Source organism: Vibrio barjaei (assembly GCF_001639065.2).
GTDB lineage: Bacteria > Pseudomonadota > Gammaproteobacteria > Enterobacterales > Vibrionaceae > Vibrio > Vibrio barjaei.
This window is the reverse complement of the sequence record NZ_LQXO02000022.1, coordinates 228,155-246,372: the sequence shown is the minus strand read 5'-3', so window position 1 is coordinate 246,372 and position 18,218 is coordinate 228,155. Positions and strand designations below refer to the sequence as shown.

Sequence of the window (18,218 nt, the reverse complement as noted above, 5' to 3'; positions counted from 1 at the left end):
TCGATCACTAATTTGTAAAGCTATCATTATATCCATTTATATAATCCTCTAAATTACGTCCAACCACATTCAGAAATTATAGGGAAAGTGAAACATGAATATCCTCCTTGCACACTTTCGTGTAGGCGAAACTGATGGCGTATCTCTTGAGATGGACAAATGGAAATGGGCTCTGGAGAGCTTGGGACATAAGGTTTTCTATCTAGCGGGGAGTTCGGGTAGTACAGACGCTGATCTCGTGCCAGAGTTACATTATTTAGAGCCATTCAACGACAAAATTATCCAAAACGCTTATGTGAGTCGCGATGATTACTCATCAGAATCGGTTTTGTTAGACGCCATTGAACATCGAGCCAATGACATTGCCGCAGGTATCATCAAGGTTATCGATCAACGAGATATTGACATTATTGTCCCAAATAACATGCTGTCGCTTGGCTATCACTTACCAGCAGCACTCGGCATTATGAAAGCGGTCGAAGCCACTCAGACTCGTGTAATTTGTCATCATCATGATTTTCATTGGGAACGTGTTAAATACTCAAACCCAACGTCTCCAGGCATTCAGCAACTGCTCAACACCCTGTTTCCTCCTAAACATCCGCTGGTTGAGCACTGTGTGATCAACCGTATTGCGCAAACAGAACTTAAAAAACGCCGCGACACCGACTCTACGGTGGTGCCCAATGTGTTCGATTTTCAGGGCAGCGATTGGAAAGTTGATGAATACAATCAAGATCTGCGAGCACGATTCGGTGTCGGCACAAATGATATTTTGTTCCTGCAAGCAACACGTATTGTGGCAAGAAAAGGCATCGAACTGGCAATCGACTTGATTAATGCCATGAGCAAACAGCGTGAAAGGCTTGTTGGAAAAACGCTCTATAACGGAGAAACATTTACCACAGACAGTCGCTTAATCCTTATGTTTGCGGGAATGTGTGAAGAAGACAGCTATCTTGACTTATTGACGAATAAAGCCAAAGCCTGCAATGTGGAATTACTGTTTATCAATGATTGGGTAGGTCACTCTCGCGGTGAGAAAGAGGGGCAAAAAGTCTATTCTTTGTGGGACGTCTACTCACACGCAGACATCATCACCTACCCTAGTTTGCTAGAAGGTTGGGGAAATCAATTTCTAGAAGGCCTTGTCGCTAAAATCCCTATGGTAGTTTATCGTTATCCTGTATTTGACTTAGATATTGCCGATTACCAATTTAACATTATCGACCTTGGCAATGACCATCAGGTGGATGAATCAGGACTCGCTCTTATCGCTCCAGAAACGTTAAACGGCGCCGTCAATTCAACGCTTGAGTATCTGTTTGATGCTGATTTGAGAACATCCCGTATGCAACAAAACTATGACATTGGCGAAAAGCACTTGTCTTATAGCGCATTAAAAGCGATGCTTTCGGACATTTTTCAAGGATAAGGTCTAGTCATGAAAGCACTCAGCTGTTTTAAAGCTTATGACATTCGCGGCAAGTTGGGAGACGAACTCAACGAGGATATTGCCTACCGCATTGGCAGAGCATATGCGCAATTTCTAAAACCTAAAACCGTAGTTGTGGGTGGCGATGTTCGTGAGACATCAGAAAGTCTTAAACTCGCCTTGGCGCGCGGCATTATGGATGCAGGTTCCGATGTTGTTGATATCGGTATGACAGGTACAGAAGAGATTTACTTTGCGACTCAGTCACTGGACGTAGATGGCGGAATCGAAGTCACCGCAAGCCACAATCCTATTAACTACAATGGGATGAAACTGGTTCGAGATAACGGTAAGCCAATCAGTGGTGATACTGGTTTGAACGACATCAAACAACTTGCTGAACAAAATGACTTTGAGTCAATTGCTCAAGTTGGACAATACAAGAAGCTGTCTAACCTTGATGAATACACCGAGCATTTGCTTAGTTACATTACGCCGAGCAACATCAAGCCACTTAAGCTGGTAGTAAATTCAGGCAATGGCGCTGCAGGTCATGTTATTGACGATCTGGAAGCAAAATTCGCCAAGTTGGGCATTGCCATCGAATTTATCAAAGTCCATCACCAACCTGACTCTAGTTTCCCAAACGGCATTCCTAATCCACTGCTTCCTGAAAACCGTGCGGCCACTTCTGAAGCGGTTGTAAAGCACGGTGCTGATATGGGTATTGCATGGGATGGTGATTTTGACCGTTGCTTCCTGTTTGACGAGCAAGGTGAGTTCATCGAAGGCTACTACATCGTGGGTCTATTAGCAGAAGCGTTCTTACAGAAGAATCCAAATGCTCGAATCATCCACGATCCTCGCTTAACTTGGAATACCATCGACATCGTCACGGAGAATCACGGTACTCCGATAATGTCGAAAACGGGACATGCTTTCATCAAAGAGCGTATGCGTTTGGAAGATGCGGTGTATGGCGGCGAAATGAGTGCGCACCATTACTTCAAAGATTTTGCCTACTGTGACAGTGGAATGATCCCTTGGCTGCTTGTCAGCGAGCTTCTTTGTGTGAAGCAGCAGCCGCTTTCTAAGTTGGTTGCCGATCGTATTGTCGCGTTCCCATCTTCGGGCGAAATCAACGCCAAACTGCAAGATCCACAAGCTGCCATCAAGCGCGTTCAACAAACTTTTGAACAAGAAGCCCTTGTTGTCGACTATACCGATGGTCTCAGCATGGAGTTTAGCGACTGGCGCTTCAACTTACGTACCTCTAATACTGAACCAGTGGTACGACTGAACGTCGAGTCACGACACAATACCGAATTGATGTCTTCAAAAACTCAGCAGATTCTCGATCTGCTTGGCTAGCCTTCGGAGAGGGGGTGACCGCTCCCTCTCCCATATCCTTTCCTCAAAAACATCTCAATTAAATTAACCAAATTAATCTAATTTGAGTATTTCCATGCGTCAGATCACACTATCAAACCTTTATCATCAGTAAATCCGTCAATAACGCTTATCACGTGACCACTTTCACAGATCAATTAAATTAACTTAGTTAATATAATTGCAATAATGAAGCGCTAGACTCCAAATCTGTGCAAACTTCTACTGAAACGGAATGCAACTCAATGTCCCGATTAGAACTAAAAAATATCTGTAAAAATTTTGATGATTTTGTCGCATCTAAAGACATTAGCTTTGTGGCGGAAGAGGGAGAGATGGTCACTCTTCTTGGGCCTTCTGGCTGCGGCAAAACAACGCTGTTAAAAATGATCGGTGGTTTCCATACTCCCGATTCTGGTGAAATTCTAATTGGCGATGAAAATATCACTAATGTTTCTCCAGAAAAGCGCAATACCTCTATGTGTTTTCAATCTTACGCGCTTTTTCCTCACCTGAGTGTAGAGCACAACATTGCCTTCGGCTTGAACCAAAAAGGCGTGGCAAAAGCAGAACAAATTGAGCGCGTTCAAGAAGCCGTCGCACAGGTCGATCTGGGTGAACATTCTCATAAAATGCCAAGCGAATTGTCAGGTGGACAACAACAACGTGTCGCACTTGCTCGCGCGATGGTGACTCGACCTGCTGTCATCCTATTCGACGAGCCATTATCTAACCTAGATGCGAAATTAAGAGAGTCAGTTCGTTTTGAGATCCGCGAACTTCAAAAACGCTACAATCTCACTGCTATCTACGTGACACACGATCAGGCAGAAGCACTAGCCATGTCTGACAAGATCGTTGTCCTTAATCGTGGTCGTATCGAACAGATTGGTACCCCGGAAGACATCTACTATCGTCCTGCAAACCGCTTCGTTGCTGACTTTATTGGTGCCGCTAACATTCTACCCGCACAAGTAAACAAGACAGAGCAAGCCAACACTTATTCGGTCACAACAGAAATTGGTGATTTCATCGTTGAATCTGATGAGCCACCAAAATCAGACAATATTTTTGTTTGTTGGCGACCAGAAGACGCTCGCTTAGCTGAAGATAGCGATATCAACCGCTTCCAAGTACGTGTCAATCAAATGGCTTTCATGGGTAATGTCACCGACCTTCTAGTGGAATCACTTAATGACGTTCCACTAGAAATGCGTATTCAACTACCAAAACAGCCTAAGTTCCAAGATAACCAGTTAACATTCAGTTTGCCTAAGACTGGCATTAGGTTCCTTGAAGAGGTGCCGCATGACTAGTCTACGCACCCACTGGAAAACCTGGCTCATGCTATTACCTGGCGTTGGCACCATCTTACTTTTGATGGGTTCAACGTTTTACATGGTAGTTGCCCAGAGCTTTGGTTTTCACAACATGATGGGAGAGAGTGGCTTCTCCACTGAATTTTGGCGTGATGCACTTGCTGACCCAACACTTCACAAGTCACTGATTTACTCTATTAAAGTATCAGTCATTGGCGCTCTAGGCGCAGTGTCTCTGGCCTACCCGCTTGTGCTTTGGCTACGTAAACCCTTTACCGGTTCAACCACTATTACGGGTCTATTGCGTGCTCCTATGTTCATTCCGGGCTTGGTTGCCGCATTCTTGTTGGTTAACGTGATTTCGTACCATGGTGTGGTTAACCAAGGTTTGATGTGGCTTGGCATTACTGAAAAACCGATCCGTATGCAAAACGACAACTTCGGTTGGGGCGTTATCATTCTTCAAATCTGGAAACAGCTACCGTTTGCAATGATTCTACTAGCGGGCGCGGTGAACTCGATTCGAAACGATGTTCTCGATGCCGCCTCCGATCTTGGTGCAAACGCATGGCGTCGCTTCACTGGCATTGTGTTCCCATTATCTATACCAGCACTGCAAGTCTCTTTGATTCTAATTTTCATCGGTGCTCTGGGGGACTACTCGTTCTACTCGATTGCGGGTCCTAAGAACACTTACTCGCTATCTATGCTAATGCACATTACCTCAACAGAGTTTATGGAATGGAATAAAGGTGCTGTTGTGGCCGTCATCATCATGGTGACCGCTGTGATCGCCTCACTGGCTATCTCTCTACTGACTGCCCCACTAGCCACTAAGAAAGGGAAGCTGAAATAATGACTGCACTCGCTTCAACAGCAAAAGCACCACGCCGTAAGCTGCCGAAAATCAGAACGGCAAATGGCAAACTGATCAACAAAATCGCTATTGGACTGTTTCTTGCGGTCAACTTCTTCTGGCTAGGTGTGCCATTTATCATGGCGCTGATTTGGTCCCTCGTAGATCCAGAACATCCTTGGAGTTATCCAGATGTTCTTCCACCTGTGATGTCTTTCGGACGTTGGACAGACATGTGGGAAAACTCAGGTTTAGTGGAAGCGCTAACCAACAGTTACTCAATTGCACCTGCGGTTGCCTTTCTAACCGTATTACTGGCGCTCCCAACGGCTTATGCTCTAGGTCGCAAAGATTTCCCGGGTAAACGCGTAGCAGAAGTTGTCACACTTCTACCGCTTGTTATGCCGGGCATGATCATCGGTGTCTTCTTTAGTTCGATGCTGATCAACCTTAATTTGTCTAACGCCTACCTTGGCATTGTGATTGGCCATACGGTACTGGCTTTGCCTTATGCTATCCGTATTTTGTCAGCCAGTTTCAAAAGCGTTCCTCAAGATCTTATTGAGGCAAGCCGTGACTTAGGTGGTAGCCCTTGGACAACGTTTAAACACGCGTATCTGCCAATGCTAAAACCAGGCTTATTGGCATCGTTGATCTTCTGCCTGGTAATCAGTATTGAAGAATTCAACATCGCCTTTGTTCTGGGATCACCGGATTATGTCACCGTACCGACCATCCTGTATTCCTACTTAGGTTACTCATTCATCCGTCCAAACGCGGCGGTGGTATCACTCATCCTTGTGATTCCAAACGTAATTTTGATGCTCATTATCGAGCGTTTGCTTAAAGGCAACTATCTGGCGGACTCTACCGGAAAAGCCTAACTGTACCTACAACTATAAAGATATTAAGAGAATGGATTTATGAAAAAATTAGTTCTAACCGCAGCCATGACTGCACTTGCAGGTCTTTCTACCAATGCACTGGCTTATGACCTAAACGACATGACATGGGATGAAATTGTCGAGCAAGCGAAACAAGAAAAAATGGTGAACGCTTACATCTGGTATCTACAGCCTGAATTCAGAAAATTCTTCAAAGAATTTGAAAAAGAGTACGGCATTAAAGTTCGCGTGCCAGAAGGTAACGAATCAGGTAACCGCAATAAGCTACTTGCTGAAGCACGCCGCGACCAAGGCAGCATCGACGTGATGGCACTCGATACTGTGAAACTGCCAATGCTACTGCAAAGCAACGTCGTTTATGGTCCACTAACCGATATTATTCCGGGTAGCGAAAAGTTAAGAACTAATCTTGTTGGTGTCGACACTCAAGGTTATGCCTATGCGTTCTGGGGCAACCAGACAGGTTTTGCTTATGACCCAACTCGAGTCGATGAAAACAACCTGCCACAGTCTTTCGATGACCTGACAACTTGGATCAAAGAACATAAACAGCAGTTTGGTGTGAACGATCCAAACAAAGGCGGTGCAGGTAATGCCTTCATTCAACGTGCAATTTACTATGCATCAGGCAACAACGATGTCTACTTCCAAAATGAAATGGACAAGTCTGTAATTCCTACTTGGTCAAAAACGTGGGAGTGGTTTGAAGGTAACCAAGACAACATCGTTATTACCGCTTCAAATGCAGACAGCTTAACACGCATCAATGATGGCGAAATCTCTATGGCACCAGCATGGGAAGATCATCTAGCTGGTCTTCAGAAGAAAGGGGCGATCACTAAACGTATCAAGTTCTACATCCCAGAGTTCGGTATGCCAGGTGGCGGTAACATCATCCTGATGCCGAAAAATGCTAAGAACAAAGCAGCAGCAGCGGTATTCATTCATTGGATTACTTCTGCAAAAGCACAAACGGGGCTAAACACAACATTTGGTGCATCGCCACAACACCCAGATGCTGACGACTCCAACGCTCTCATCGATAATGCTCAACGCGCATACAGCTCAGAGTTCTTCACTTCTGAGTACGCGACAGAAGCGAAGAAAGCGTTCGTCCAAAACGTACTTATGTAACATTTTTGCCCGGTCTTTGGCCGGGCCTATTTGGTTTGAAGGTTAAATGTGTCAATGTATGTCATTGATTTAGCTTTCAAATCAAATAGAAAGAGATTTTCAGTTAAGGAAACACCATTGATAGATTTCGGAACAGACACACAGCGTTCAATTCTTGCATTGATCCGTCAACAAGCCCCAACCACACGAGCAGCGCTTGCTGAGGCCAGTGGTTTAACGCCTGCGGCCATTACAAAGATCACCAAGAAGATGCTTGATGAAGGTCTAATTGTCGTCACTGGTAAGCAGCAAGGGGGCAGAGGTCAACCTGGTATTGAGCTAGGTATTAACCCTCAGGCAGCCTATAGCTTAGGGGTAAACATAGAGCTGGAAAAAATCAGCATTGAATTGGTAGACCTTGAAGGAGAAGCCATTTTCTCTAAAGCTATTCATGGTATCTATGCCGACCCTAATAGCGCACTCGAAGAACTATCCAGCCTTATCGACGTCACTTCTGTTGCCTTTGGCAGTGAGTTCTCAAAGTTAATTGGGGTTGGTGTCACGACCAGTTGCAACTTTAATAAAGGGTCGAACACCCTCACCATGCCTCCTCACCTTAAAGCATGGGAACAGATCGACATCAAAGCCGCAGTGGAAGCCAAATTCAACTTACCGTGTTGGATTGAGAACGACGGTATTGCCGCAGCTTTGGGAGAATCGGTACGCTCTCGACGAAGTACTGATGCAAACTTTTTCTACCTGTATCTTGGTTACGGTATTGGCGGTGGTCATTTCTTTGAAGGTGAAGTCTACCGTGGTGCTAGAGGCAACGCCGGTCGTATTGGTAAACTGTTCCCTGAACGTGATAACCGCCCTTCTCTTTCTTGTCTGTATGACAAGCTTGGGCTATCGGCTCCCAGCGCTCACCGAGCCGATACGCTTGCCACTTTGTTAGAAAAGAAACCAGAAAAAGTGGTCGAATGGAAAAGCAATGCCCAGTTGCAACTAACGTCTGCGCTACAAGCTATTCGTTCTATTTGCGATCCAAACGAGATCATCATTGGCGGTTTGTTACCTCCACAATTAGTCGAAGAACTACACCTTGCTGCCATCGCATCCATTCAACAGTATCTCGAACCTGATGAAGCCATGCCTAACATTGTTCCGGCGGCCATTTCCGGTGACAAAATTGCAGCTACAGGTGCGGCTATGCTGCCTCTATACAACCTCGCTTACTAAAACAACTAGCACGAAATAAGAACAACAACCATGAACACCAAATGTTTTCCAGAGCGAGTCTCTAACAACGTCACAAGCATGAATTCCCAATGTTGGGAGCCTATTGATATCGAGCCAAATCGTTACTTCAACCCATCCGTGGTGCCTGGCTATGAAATTAAACATGGCCCGAAAGGCAACCCTTTACACGGTTGTGTTGAGCCCGACTTTGAACAAGGACTGGCACAACGATACCAACAGTTAAAGCATGAAAAGCCATCTTTAAAGGTAAAAAGAGCGCATTTTGCAATGCCGCAGCTTGACGCTGCGCAACTTCCTAGCGCCTCGGATTACGAGCTAATTAGCGAGCCTCGTTCACTGTGTTCTACATCCGTTTCTCTAGTGTTAGCACCACAAGCAGACATCGATAAAGCGCGCATTGGCTATCACTTCAAGGGCAATAAGCTAGAGGACCTGAGAGATCGACTTGAATCAGAAAACAATCTGGATGGGTTGATTGGTAACCTTGGCTACTTTATGACTAAAGAGCTTAATATCGGAGACCATATTTGGTCACACAGACGCCGCTTTCCAAATCCAGACCATCAACTGCCAGAAGTGCTGTCATACCTAGGTTTCTACTATTTCTCAGATGAAAATGGCAAGGTTGAAACTGCTGGTTTCCCAAGCGCCCATGATGCCGCTGTTGCCATAGATCGTGCAGGCAATGTGCAGATCGTTCCATCTCTGACTTTTCGCCAATTTAACGTCACTATTGGCGGAACAAACTTTGACGTTGATTGCTTTAACCCGTCGCTAGAGTCACTTTCACAGCACGATGTCGCTCTGTTTAATGTGAAGTTTCCGATGAAGCACCAAGGCGACCTAGTTGAGTTCTCTCCAATGCTTGAGTTAGAAGGAAGAGTGAACCTGTTTCTAGCCAATCAAGGCGATGGCATTAAACCATTCGAAGAGGTTGTCGCGATATGGAATGGCACATGCCCTCTTCCTTCTTTCGGAACGCTAATATCCATTGAGGAGGGATATTTTGAATCGCTGTTCTCTGAGACACCTCAAGTCGGACAAGCGGTTCAGGTTATCCCTGTCGCAAACGAGATTGACCTTTGCGACTATAAACAGATTTTAGGTGGTCTAGTTCCTTCTGTTATTGATGGACAATCGCTGGTTCCAACTGGTCCTACAGTATCCGCAATGCAAGCAGAAGCCGCACTAGATACTGTCGCCAACACCGATTCTCCTCTATCACGTTCAGGAAAAGAAACCAACAATTTCGATGCGCTTATCCGAGAACCTTCTGGTCTATTTATTGAAACCGAAAACCACATTGGTTACCTGTTGTTTGACGGTCGACACGAGATGAGTATCGGTGCCAACATCGTCGATGTTGCCAACCTTGTTCAACGTTTATCACAGCCTGATCTCGACTTTTTCGAAGGTGAGTCTGTCATTAACGCTATTGCCATCGACGGTGGCTCGGCGATGAAAGTGTACGCCGCAAAAACAAGCACCACTGAAGCACCCACTATGGATTTACTTAACCGCGTTGCGGCCGGAGGTAGAAACGCTCCAGGAAACGATCCTCAAGGCCTCAACTTATATTCAACGGTCATCTTGGAACTCAATAACGCATGAGAATACTACTAACGCACTATCGTGTTGGCGAAACCGACGGTGTTTCGCTAGAAATGGATAAATGGAAGTGGGCATTAGAGCAGCAGGGGCACGAGGTTTTCTATCTGGCAGGCAGTGCTGGAAATGTTAGTGCTTCTTGTGTCAAAACACTTCGTTATGAAGATGAATTGAACGCTAAAGTTACCCACGACGCTTTTATTGAGCCTAAATTTTTCGCTAGCTCAGATGACCTACTCACTGCCATCCACACTCAAGCTGATGATATTGAGCACGCAGTAACGGCTATCATTCGAGACCTTGAAATAGATATTATCGTTCCTAATAATATCTTCGCAGTCGGACACAGCCTCGCTGCCGCAATTGGATTAGAGAAAGCCATTCGCAATACTCATGTTAAAGTCGTCAATCACCATCACGATTTTCACTGGGAACGCGAAAAATTCGCTAAACCCGTGTACCAAGAAATCCAAGACATATTAGACGAATACTTTCCTCCACGTCGCGACGCAGACCAACACTGCGTAATCAATCAGATTGCTTTTGAGTCACTCAAGAAAAAAACTGGCAAGCATGCCACTGTCGTCCCCAATGTGTTTGATTTCGACAACAGTCATTGGTGTCTTGACGACTATAACCGAGACTTGAAACAGAAAGTCGGACTAAACGATAACGACATCGTCTTTCTACAGGCCACTCGTATCGTTGCACGCAAAGGCATTGAGCTGGCGATTGACCTGATTGCGAAACTCAATCAGCAACTGCCAAACTGGGTTGGACAAGCACTTTACAACGGCAAAACCATCACTAAAGAGAGTCAAATTGTCCTTGTTCTTGCAGGTATGAACGAAGAGCAAGAGTACTTTGATAAGCTGAAGCAAAAAGCAGATCAAAACAATGTGCAGATGCTGTTTATCAATGATTATATCGAACATAGCCGTTGTGAAATAAACGGCGAAAAATGCTATTCCCTCTGGGACGCTTATGTTCATGCGGATATTGTTACCTACCCAAGCTGGCTTGAAGGTTGGGGTAATCAGTTCTTAGAAGGGTTAGTGGCTAAAGTACCACAAGTTGTTTATCGCTATCCCGTTTATGAAACCGATATTGCGCAGTTCAACTTCAATATCATCGATCTTGGAGAGAACCATTTGTGGGATTCACAAGGCTTAGCCACGATATCTGATGAACAATTATCACTGGCTGCTGAGCAAACCAAACAATATCTATTTGATGCTGAGTACCGCCAGAAAGCAATGAATGACAACTTTGTTATTGGGCAAACGCATTTGTCTTATCGAGCACTTGGCGAAATTCTAAGCAAGGTCTTCAATTGAGTTTAGGTGGGATGAAAAAACGGAGTCGATCGACTCCGTTTTTTATTATATGTCAGTAAGTTACTTTTCTAACGGCAACAGTTTTACTGGCTTGAACTCAAACATGTCCTCAAAGACACAGAACTCCACCGCGCCATGAGTAAGCACTCCAAAAGACTGATTGAGCCTTTCTTCAATACGCTGGCAAGTTTGCTCTAATTCGGCTTGCTGCTCTTCATCAAGATTAATAACTTTGTAACTTAGCGTAATATGAAAATGGTACTCATCATGCGTTGGGTGACGAATACCCGTCAGTTCACTCAAACTATCACGACACGCTTTTAGTGCAGACTTAGTTTCGTCGTTCGCAGGCTTAAGCCTTAATACGGTTCCACCCGAACGACTGTTGTACACGTAATCAAACTTCATTTTGAAGTTAGGTGTCGCAGCAGCCTCTTGTAACCAAGCTTGGAAGCTTTCTGTCGCCGATTCAATATTCACATCTGCGGCCAACTTTGAGCTCCAGTGTGTCGTCTCTCGAATCTGATCGCACAGACCTTCAATAACCGTCATATGCATACTAGCTTCTGGCAAGAAGGCATAGTTAGTTGCGCACTTCATCGCTTTTAACTGCTGCTGTGCCCATAACACTTCTTGGTATACCGGGCTGGTTTTATCAACGTGACAAAGGAAGGTGTTGCCAGGGAATCGGCGAACGGTGCCGTCCTCATTAAATTTGACACCGACAGACGGAGCATAATTCATAGAGTTCTCTCCAAATTGTTTCTATTGACACATTCTACAGCAATTAAATTAACCAGGTTAATTTAATTGCTGTCATCGTGGTAATTTTGTGAGCGCTGCATAATTCCGTGTCAATGCACTAGGCAATCCATATTGTGAATACTAAAAAAGCGCCCCAAATGGGACGCTTTGAATTCTTGTATTTCGTTACCACGGTAAGACTTTACATCGTGCTCGATCAACTATTGAAGTACAAACACACTCGACGACCATCTACGTCACGGATATCAAATGGGATCTCGTAGATGGATTCCATAATCTCTTGCTGCACTACTTCTTCGACTTTACCCGATTTAACCACCTTTCCCTTTTTCATCGCCACAATGTTGTCCGAGTAACAGGATGCAAAGTTGATATCATGAATCACAATTACTACAGCTTTGTTGAATTCATGAGCCAGTCTACGCAGCGTATGCATGATCTCTACAGAGTGTTTAATATCTAGGTTGTTTAACGGTTCATCAAGGAACACGTAGTCTGTGTCCTGAGCGACAACCATAGCGATAAACGCCATTTGACGCTGACCGCCACTGAGTTGGTCGAGGTATTTATTTTGGATCTCTTCAATACCTAAATGCCCTAGTGCTTTATCGATAATTTTATTATCTTCATCCGTTAGTCGACCTTGAGAATGTGGAAAGCGACCAAAAGAGACCAACTCTCGGATCGTGAAGCGCATGTTGATGTTGTTTGATTGGCGCAGTACCGCTAAGTGTTTAGCCAGTTCTTTGGTGTCCCACTGAGCGAGCAACCTGTTTCCAATCACAACTTCACCCGCATCACTCTCCGTGAGGCGACTTGCCATAGACAGTAGAGTACTTTTACCGGCACCATTTGGGCCAATAATTGACGTCACTTCACCTTTAGGAAATAGTGCATCGGCATCCTTAACGACAAATGTCTTCCCGTACTTTTTACTTAGACCAGTTAACTTAATCACTTCATTACCCTTAATTAATTCTGTTTCTTAGTAGTAAGAACAGGAAGTAAGAACCACCTACGAGGTTAATAATCACGCTGATCGTGGTTTCGAATGCGAGAACTTTTTCTACGAACCATTGACCGCTAACTAACAGTAATACCGCGAGTAAACTGCTCGCGATAATAAGAAAGCGATGCTGGTAGTGATTGAACATTTCTCGAGTCAGACTCACTGTAATAAGTCCGAAGAACAGTACAGGACCCACCAGCGCCGTTGAAATCGCGATCATAATTGTAATCAAGATCATAATGCGCTGAGTAAGCTGTTTGGTGTTAACACCCAAACTGGTCGCATTATCAATGCCTAACCACAACACATCCAATTTCGGAGCATAGTAGAACAGAATCGCCAGACAGAGAGACAGTGGAATCAAACTCCAGTACACCAACTTAGCGTTGACGTTATTAAAGCTCGCGAACATAGAACTCTGGATGGAAGCAAACTCATTTGGATCAACCAACATCGTCAAGAAACCTGTGACGCTGCTGAACAAACTTCCGCAGACAATACCAATGAGCAATAAGGTAAACACATTGCTATCCTGGCGTTTGAAATAGAAATGGAACAACAACAGTGAAAAACCAATCATCACTGCAGTGGACAACATAAAGTTGCTCATCGCATGGATAACCCAAAAGCTAGTACTGCCTAGAATCACCACCATTAGCACCTGTACCATAAGATACAAGCTATCAAACCCGAGTATGGATGGCGTTAAAATGCGGTTATTGGTAATGGTTTGGAATACCAAAGACGATGCTGAAATCGCAACGGCCGCCAGAACAATGGCCAATACTTTAGGAATACGACGAGACAAGAAAAACTGGTAGTTATCCGCAGTCAGTCCCTGTCCAATAAACCACGCAATGATCGCCAAACAACCTGCGATAATTAGGGTTACTTTCAACGAATCACGCATTGGCTTTATCTCTCAACACCAGATAAATAAACACAGCACCACCGAAAATACTGATGATCATCGAGATAGGCATTTCGTAAGGGAAAATAATTAAGCGGCCTAAGATGTCACAGGCGAGAACCAGAATAACGCCCCAATACGCCGTCCAAGGTAGAATGCGTTTCATGTTGTCCCCCATAAACAGAGAGACAATGTTCGGTACGATCAGCCCTAAGAATGGAATCACACCAACAATCATTACCACTGTTGATGAGCTCACCGCCACCAAAATAACGCCAATGAAAACGATTTTTTGGTAATCGAGACCTATATTCTTAGCGAAACTCTCACCGACACTAGCCGCGCTAAACTGACGTGCATAGAAATACGCCAGTACGCATGCTGGAACTGCAAGATACAGGATTTCATAATTCCCTTGCAGCACACTCGCAAAGTTAGCCACCGTCCATGAAGACATGGTCTGCACTAGGTCATACTTATAGGCAATGAAGGTTGTCAGTGCGGATATTACATTGCCGTACATAATACCGATAAGAGGCACGAGGACGGCATTCTTGAACTGCAATCGTTGCAAGAATTTTACAAAGAGCAGTGTACCTGCAACGGCAAAAAGGAATATAACGCTGAGGTGCATCCACTGACTGGCACTGCCTAAAAAGATAAGCCCAGCAACGTAACCTAAAAGCGCGCAATCGATAGTGCCTGTCGTTGAGGGAGAAGCGAACCGGTTTTGCACGATCTGTTGCATGATAAGACCCGCAACACTAAGGCCAGCACCAGCCAGAATTATTGCGAGTAGTCGCGGAACTCGACTGACAACATAGATGGAATAAGCATGTTCATCGCCACGGAACAAGTCCGCTACGGAAACGTGAGCTGCGCCGAGCACGAGGGAACTTATCGCTAATGCGACCAGTAATGTGCTTGCAAGAATATATTTATGGATGGTCATTGAAAGTGATGATGGCCAGTAATTAACAACAAGAATTAGAAAAGTCTCTCTTAGCGAACCAAGAGAGACTTTTTTGAATACTTTAATTAGTTCAGAGCTTTGTCGATATCAGCAATCATGGTCTGTGTCGCGGTTACACCACCACCTGAGATATACCACGCATTTGGATTGATATAGACGATTTTTTTGTTTTGCGCCGCAGGCGTTGAGTTCACTAGAGGATTGTTAAATAGCTCTTTCGCTTTACCTACACTGCGACCAATGGCTTGCTCACGGTCTAAAATGAAGATAACTTCAGGCTTTGCATCTGCCACATACTCAAATGAGATCAAGTTACCGTGAGAGCCTTGGATTGGCGCAACGCTTTGGCTGGTTGATTCACCGAAACCAAAGTCATCAAATACAATTGAGAAGCGGCTACCCTTGTTGAACATCGCCACGTTGTTACCGTTGTTCATTAACATTAGAGCGTTCAAATCTTGCTTAGAAACCACTGACGCAGTTTTATCAAATTGAGCTTGAGTCTCTGCGATCAACGCTTCTGCTTCCGCTTCCTTGTCAAACAATTCGCCAAGCATACGCCAGTTTGCTTGGGTATCTTGCCAATATTCACCGTTATCAACATAGAACATCACTGTTGGCGCAATTTTATTTAACTCATCGTAAACGCGAAGCATACGATTTTCGGCAATGATCACATCAGGTTTTAGGGTAAAGATGGCCTCAAAATCAGGTTCGCCTACTGAGCCAGTATTCCCCGTCGACGCTTTGTATTTCGCTAAATAGTCTGGAAGCAAGGAATGTGGAGCGCCAACCGGTTGTACGCCTATACGGTCTAGAACATCAAGGCTACCGTTACCCAATACTACTACTCGCTTAGGGGTTTCATCAAACTCCGACGTACCTTTAAAGTGCTGAATAGTCACGGCACTTGCGTTCGCAACCATAGCGAAGCTAGCCGTTAATGTCAGCGCAACACGCTTGATGAAACTCATAGACTGACTCATTCTGATTTCCTTATATAATTTATGGTTATATTAAACGGAATCATTATCACTTGATATCAAATGGTAATCAATATCATTTTCATACCCAATCGTATTTTTATTGTTGTAGCGCAAAGAAATGCCTAGTTTTACAACGAGGAGATAGCTTGCGATAGTAATAAATCAGGCTGGTAATATTGGGGCAAAAAAGAAGAAATCACGATCAATAACAATATAATTTAACAAACATAACCATATTGTTTTTAATAGTGGATTTTTTGGCTTAGTATGAGGAATGTTCATCATGTTGCGAGAATCTATTCACTATGTCCACCACCAAAGCTAAGTATTCTGATATCTATCAGGCGATTAAGGAGAGAATTCTCTCTGGACAGTATACAACTAACCAAAAATTACCTGGTGGTAGTGAGTTGGCGGTTGAGTTCGGATGTAGTGAGCTCACCATTAAGAAAGCACTCGATATTCTTGTCACTGACGGTTTAGTAGTAAGAAAGAGAGGTTCTGGCTCGTATGTTAAACGCCCTCTTGGTAACTCCGGCTATAAGCATCTCTATGGCACCAAAGCCAACGTTCAAGAAAGTGGTCAATCGTTAACGACCAAAGTATTGGAGTTTGCCGTCGTTCCTGCGGATACCTTCTTAGCTGAAAGATTGAATTGCGATCTTGAGGACATGGTTTACAAAACAACGCGTGTACGCATTATTGATAGTACACCGGTTGCAGTTGAAGAGACCTATATGCCTATCAATGTCATTCAAGGTTTGAAGCGCGAGCATGCTCAGGACTCCATTTATAGCTACATTACTGACACACTAGGCTTGAAGATCCATAGTTCTACGATGGAAATCACTGTTGTGAAAGCCAATGAGATCTATGCCACTGAGTTGGACATAAAACTCGGCGAACCTCTAGTCAATGTTGAGCAAATTGTTTACCTCGATAATGGCGAGATTTTTGAGTACTCCAATGTGAAGCATCGATGGGAAGGTTACAAGTTCGCCACTAACTTTGTGAAACTGTAAGATTTATCTGGTTGAACACCGACATTTGCTTGCTGGCTTGTTAAAGTCCTAATTAGTGTTACATTTGCTTACAGGTATGACGACTTTTTCGCAAACAGGTAACGCTTATGGCTGGCTTGAGTCTATTAACTCTTCTCGATGATATTACTGCGGTATTGGACGATGTCGCGCTGCTATCAAAAGTAGCGGCAAAGAAAACCGCTGGAGTATTGGGTGACGATCTCGCCCTTAATGCCCATCAAGTCTCTGGCGTTTCCGCCGAACGTGAAATTCCTGTTGTGTGGTCCGTTGCTAAAGGATCCTTTAAGAACAAGTGCATTCTTGTGCCCGCCGCACTCATTATCAGTTTTATTGCTCCTTGGCTGATCAATCCATTATTGCTGCTTGGTGGGCTGTTTCTCTGCTACGAAGGTGCAGAGAAGATTTTGGAAAAGCTGTTCCACAGTAAAGAGCAAGCCGATGATCAAGCGACACCGGATCTTGGTGGTGACTCCGTTGAGGAATACGAGAAAAAGAAAATTGCCGGCGCGATTCGCACTGACTTTATCCTATCAGCGGAGATTATTGTTATTGCTTTAGGGACGGTCCAAGGACAGTCCACCAGCATCCAAATCATGGTGGTTAGTCTGATTGCCGTTTTAATGACTATCGGGGTATATGGACTGGTTGCGGGTATTGTTAAGCTCGACGATTTAGGTTTTTACTTAGAACGAAAGTCTCAAGGAAAAGGACTATTATCCAGCATTGGTAGAGGATTGATTGCCTTTGCCCCTAAACTGATGCGCACGCTCACTATCGTTGGTACTGCGGCTATGTTCTTAGTGGGCGGCGGTATTGTTGTCCATAACGTACCCGCTATTCACCATCTTATTGAACCTATCATCATGGATATTCCCAACCTATCCGTTGCTCAAGCCATTATCCCAGCTCTGCTCAACGGCGTTATCGGTATCATCGCAGGCCTCATTGTTGTAGCTGTATTTAGCGTAATCGGCAAACTTAAAGCCGCCGCTTCTTAACAATTGACTGAGGTTGTAGCTGACTAACAGCTACAACCGCATGATGACGTATCACCCGACTTCACTTGCCGCTTGAAATTTTGCAGCGACGCTTTTCGGATTTGGTCGAGGTCTCGACGCTTAACTATCACTTCTGTATTCGACTTAGGCTGACTTGAACAGGCATAAGTTTGCTGGCCATCCACTTCAACCAAACACGCTTTACATCAGCCATGCTTGCGCTTATTTTTCAAACATGGCGCGGGGATCCTTACCCCTACTCTGTTCGCTAATTCCACTAAGTTCTTTTCTGAGGCACCAATGACTGTCGTT

General features: G+C 44.5%; 16 protein-coding genes. 11 read left to right on the top strand and 5 right to left on the bottom strand.

The window, feature by feature from the left end:
- Nucleotides 1-94 precede the first annotated feature (94 nt).
- The 9 genes from AWH66_RS11675 to AWH66_RS11635 all read left to right on the top strand — a co-directional run bounded on the left by AWH66_RS11675 (nucleotide 95) and on the right by AWH66_RS11635 (nucleotide 11,222).
- The gene (locus AWH66_RS11675) at nucleotides 95-1,435 is read left to right on the top strand and encodes a glycosyltransferase family 4 protein (RefSeq protein WP_063603113.1); all 1,341 of its coding nucleotides are present in this window, start codon (nucleotides 95-97) and stop codon (nucleotides 1,433-1,435) included.
- A gap of 9 nt (nucleotides 1,436-1,444) precedes the next feature.
- Complete coding sequence (gene cpsG, locus AWH66_RS11670; RefSeq protein WP_063603112.1) at nucleotides 1,445-2,806, top strand: phosphomannomutase CpsG; 1,362 nt, start codon at nucleotides 1,445-1,447, stop codon at nucleotides 2,804-2,806.
- A gap of 263 nt (nucleotides 2,807-3,069) precedes the next feature.
- Complete coding sequence (locus AWH66_RS11665; protein ID WP_063603111.1) at nucleotides 3,070-4,140, top strand: ABC transporter ATP-binding protein; 1,071 nt, start codon at nucleotides 3,070-3,072, stop codon at nucleotides 4,138-4,140.
- On the top strand, nucleotides 4,133-4,999 hold the full coding sequence (locus AWH66_RS11660) for an ABC transporter permease (protein ID WP_038227318.1): 867 nt from the start codon (nucleotides 4,133-4,135) through the stop codon (nucleotides 4,997-4,999). Before AWH66_RS11665 ends, AWH66_RS11660 begins: the two co-directional genes overlap by 8 nt.
- Nucleotides 4,999-5,883, top strand: a complete 885-nt coding sequence (locus AWH66_RS11655) for an ABC transporter permease (protein WP_063603110.1) — start codon at nucleotides 4,999-5,001, stop codon at nucleotides 5,881-5,883. The genes AWH66_RS11660 and AWH66_RS11655 overlap by 1 nt, the downstream gene beginning before the upstream one ends.
- A 39-nt stretch (nucleotides 5,884-5,922) precedes the next feature.
- On the top strand, nucleotides 5,923-7,038 hold the full coding sequence (locus AWH66_RS11650) for an extracellular solute-binding protein (RefSeq protein ID WP_063603109.1): 1,116 nt from the start codon (nucleotides 5,923-5,925) through the stop codon (nucleotides 7,036-7,038).
- A gap of 117 nt (nucleotides 7,039-7,155) precedes the next feature.
- Nucleotides 7,156-8,256 carry an ROK family transcriptional regulator gene (locus AWH66_RS11645; protein WP_063603108.1) on the top strand — a complete coding sequence of 367 codons (1,101 nt, stop codon included), beginning with the start codon at nucleotides 7,156-7,158 and terminating at the stop codon, nucleotides 8,254-8,256.
- A 30-nt stretch (nucleotides 8,257-8,286) separates the two neighbouring features.
- Nucleotides 8,287-9,888, top strand: a complete 1,602-nt coding sequence (locus AWH66_RS11640; protein WP_063603107.1) for a hypothetical protein — start codon at nucleotides 8,287-8,289, stop codon at nucleotides 9,886-9,888.
- Complete coding sequence (locus tag AWH66_RS11635; protein WP_063603106.1) at nucleotides 9,885-11,222, top strand: glycosyltransferase family 4 protein; 1,338 nt, start codon at nucleotides 9,885-9,887, stop codon at nucleotides 11,220-11,222. Before AWH66_RS11640 ends, AWH66_RS11635 begins: the two co-directional genes overlap by 4 nt.
- A gap of 60 nt (nucleotides 11,223-11,282) precedes the next feature.
- On the opposite strand, the gene AWH66_RS11630 is transcribed toward AWH66_RS11635, so the two are convergent.
- From AWH66_RS11630 to AWH66_RS11610, 5 genes are all read right to left on the bottom strand, one after another.
- Complete coding sequence (locus AWH66_RS11630; protein ID WP_063603105.1) at nucleotides 11,283-11,966, bottom strand: DUF1868 domain-containing protein; 684 nt, start codon at nucleotides 11,964-11,966, stop codon at nucleotides 11,283-11,285.
- 217 nt (nucleotides 11,967-12,183) lie between these two features.
- The gene (locus tag AWH66_RS11625; RefSeq protein WP_063603104.1) at nucleotides 12,184-12,945 is read right to left on the bottom strand and encodes an iron ABC transporter ATP-binding protein; all 762 of its coding nucleotides are present in this window, start codon (nucleotides 12,943-12,945) and stop codon (nucleotides 12,184-12,186) included.
- Nucleotides 12,946-12,955: 10 nt separating this feature from the next.
- The gene (locus AWH66_RS11620) at nucleotides 12,956-13,906 is read right to left on the bottom strand and encodes an iron chelate uptake ABC transporter family permease subunit (protein ID WP_063603103.1); all 951 of its coding nucleotides are present in this window, start codon (nucleotides 13,904-13,906) and stop codon (nucleotides 12,956-12,958) included.
- Entirely contained in the window at nucleotides 13,899-14,852 is a 954-nt protein-coding gene (locus tag AWH66_RS11615) for an ABC transporter permease (RefSeq protein WP_063603703.1), read from the bottom strand. Before AWH66_RS11615 ends, AWH66_RS11620 begins: the two co-directional genes overlap by 8 nt.
- Nucleotides 14,853-14,944: 92 nt before the next feature.
- Nucleotides 14,945-15,865: a siderophore ABC transporter substrate-binding protein gene (locus AWH66_RS11610; RefSeq protein WP_063603102.1), complete on the bottom strand. Its 921-nt coding sequence runs from the start codon at nucleotides 15,863-15,865 to the stop codon at nucleotides 14,945-14,947.
- Between the two features lie 305 nt (nucleotides 15,866-16,170).
- On the opposite strand from AWH66_RS11610, the gene AWH66_RS11605 reads away from it, so the two are divergent.
- Nucleotides 16,171-16,887, top strand: coding sequence for a GntR family transcriptional regulator (locus AWH66_RS11605; RefSeq protein ID WP_063603101.1), 717 nt, complete (start codon nucleotides 16,171-16,173; stop codon nucleotides 16,885-16,887).
- Between the two features lie 107 nt (nucleotides 16,888-16,994).
- Nucleotides 16,995-17,906, top strand: coding sequence for a DUF808 domain-containing protein (locus tag AWH66_RS11600; protein ID WP_063603100.1), 912 nt, complete (start codon nucleotides 16,995-16,997; stop codon nucleotides 17,904-17,906).
- The last annotated feature ends 312 nt before the right edge of the window (nucleotides 17,907-18,218 follow it).

Bases quoted from the DNA above. Each gene is read 5' to 3' on its own strand.
- cpsG (WP_063603112.1), top strand. From the start codon at position 1,445: ATGAAAGCACTCAGCTGTTTTAAAGCTTATGACATTCGCGGCAAGTTG.
- AWH66_RS11665 (WP_063603111.1), top strand. From the start codon at position 3,070: ATGTCCCGATTAGAACTAAAAAATATCTGTAAAAATTTTGATGATTTT.
- AWH66_RS11635 (WP_063603106.1), top strand. From the start codon at position 9,885: ATGAGAATACTACTAACGCACTATCGTGTTGGCGAAACCGACGGTGTT.
- AWH66_RS11630 (WP_063603105.1), bottom strand. From the start codon at position 11,966: ATGAATTATGCTCCGTCTGTCGGTGTCAAATTTAATGAGGACGGCACC.
- AWH66_RS11675 (WP_063603113.1), top strand. From the start codon at position 95: ATGAATATCCTCCTTGCACACTTTCGTGTAGGCGAAACTGATGGCGTA.
- AWH66_RS11655 (WP_063603110.1), top strand. From the start codon at position 4,999: ATGACTGCACTCGCTTCAACAGCAAAAGCACCACGCCGTAAGCTGCCG.
- AWH66_RS11660 (WP_038227318.1), top strand. From the start codon at position 4,133: ATGACTAGTCTACGCACCCACTGGAAAACCTGGCTCATGCTATTACCT.
- AWH66_RS11650 (WP_063603109.1), top strand. From the start codon at position 5,923: ATGAAAAAATTAGTTCTAACCGCAGCCATGACTGCACTTGCAGGTCTT.
- AWH66_RS11600 (WP_063603100.1), top strand. From the start codon at position 16,995: ATGGCTGGCTTGAGTCTATTAACTCTTCTCGATGATATTACTGCGGTA.
- AWH66_RS11610 (WP_063603102.1), bottom strand. From the start codon at position 15,865: ATGAGTCAGTCTATGAGTTTCATCAAGCGTGTTGCGCTGACATTAACG.
- AWH66_RS11605 (WP_063603101.1), top strand. From the start codon at position 16,171: ATGTCCACCACCAAAGCTAAGTATTCTGATATCTATCAGGCGATTAAG.
- AWH66_RS11640 (WP_063603107.1), top strand. From the start codon at position 8,287: ATGAACACCAAATGTTTTCCAGAGCGAGTCTCTAACAACGTCACAAGC.
- AWH66_RS11620 (WP_063603103.1), bottom strand. From the start codon at position 13,906: ATGCGTGATTCGTTGAAAGTAACCCTAATTATCGCAGGTTGTTTGGCG.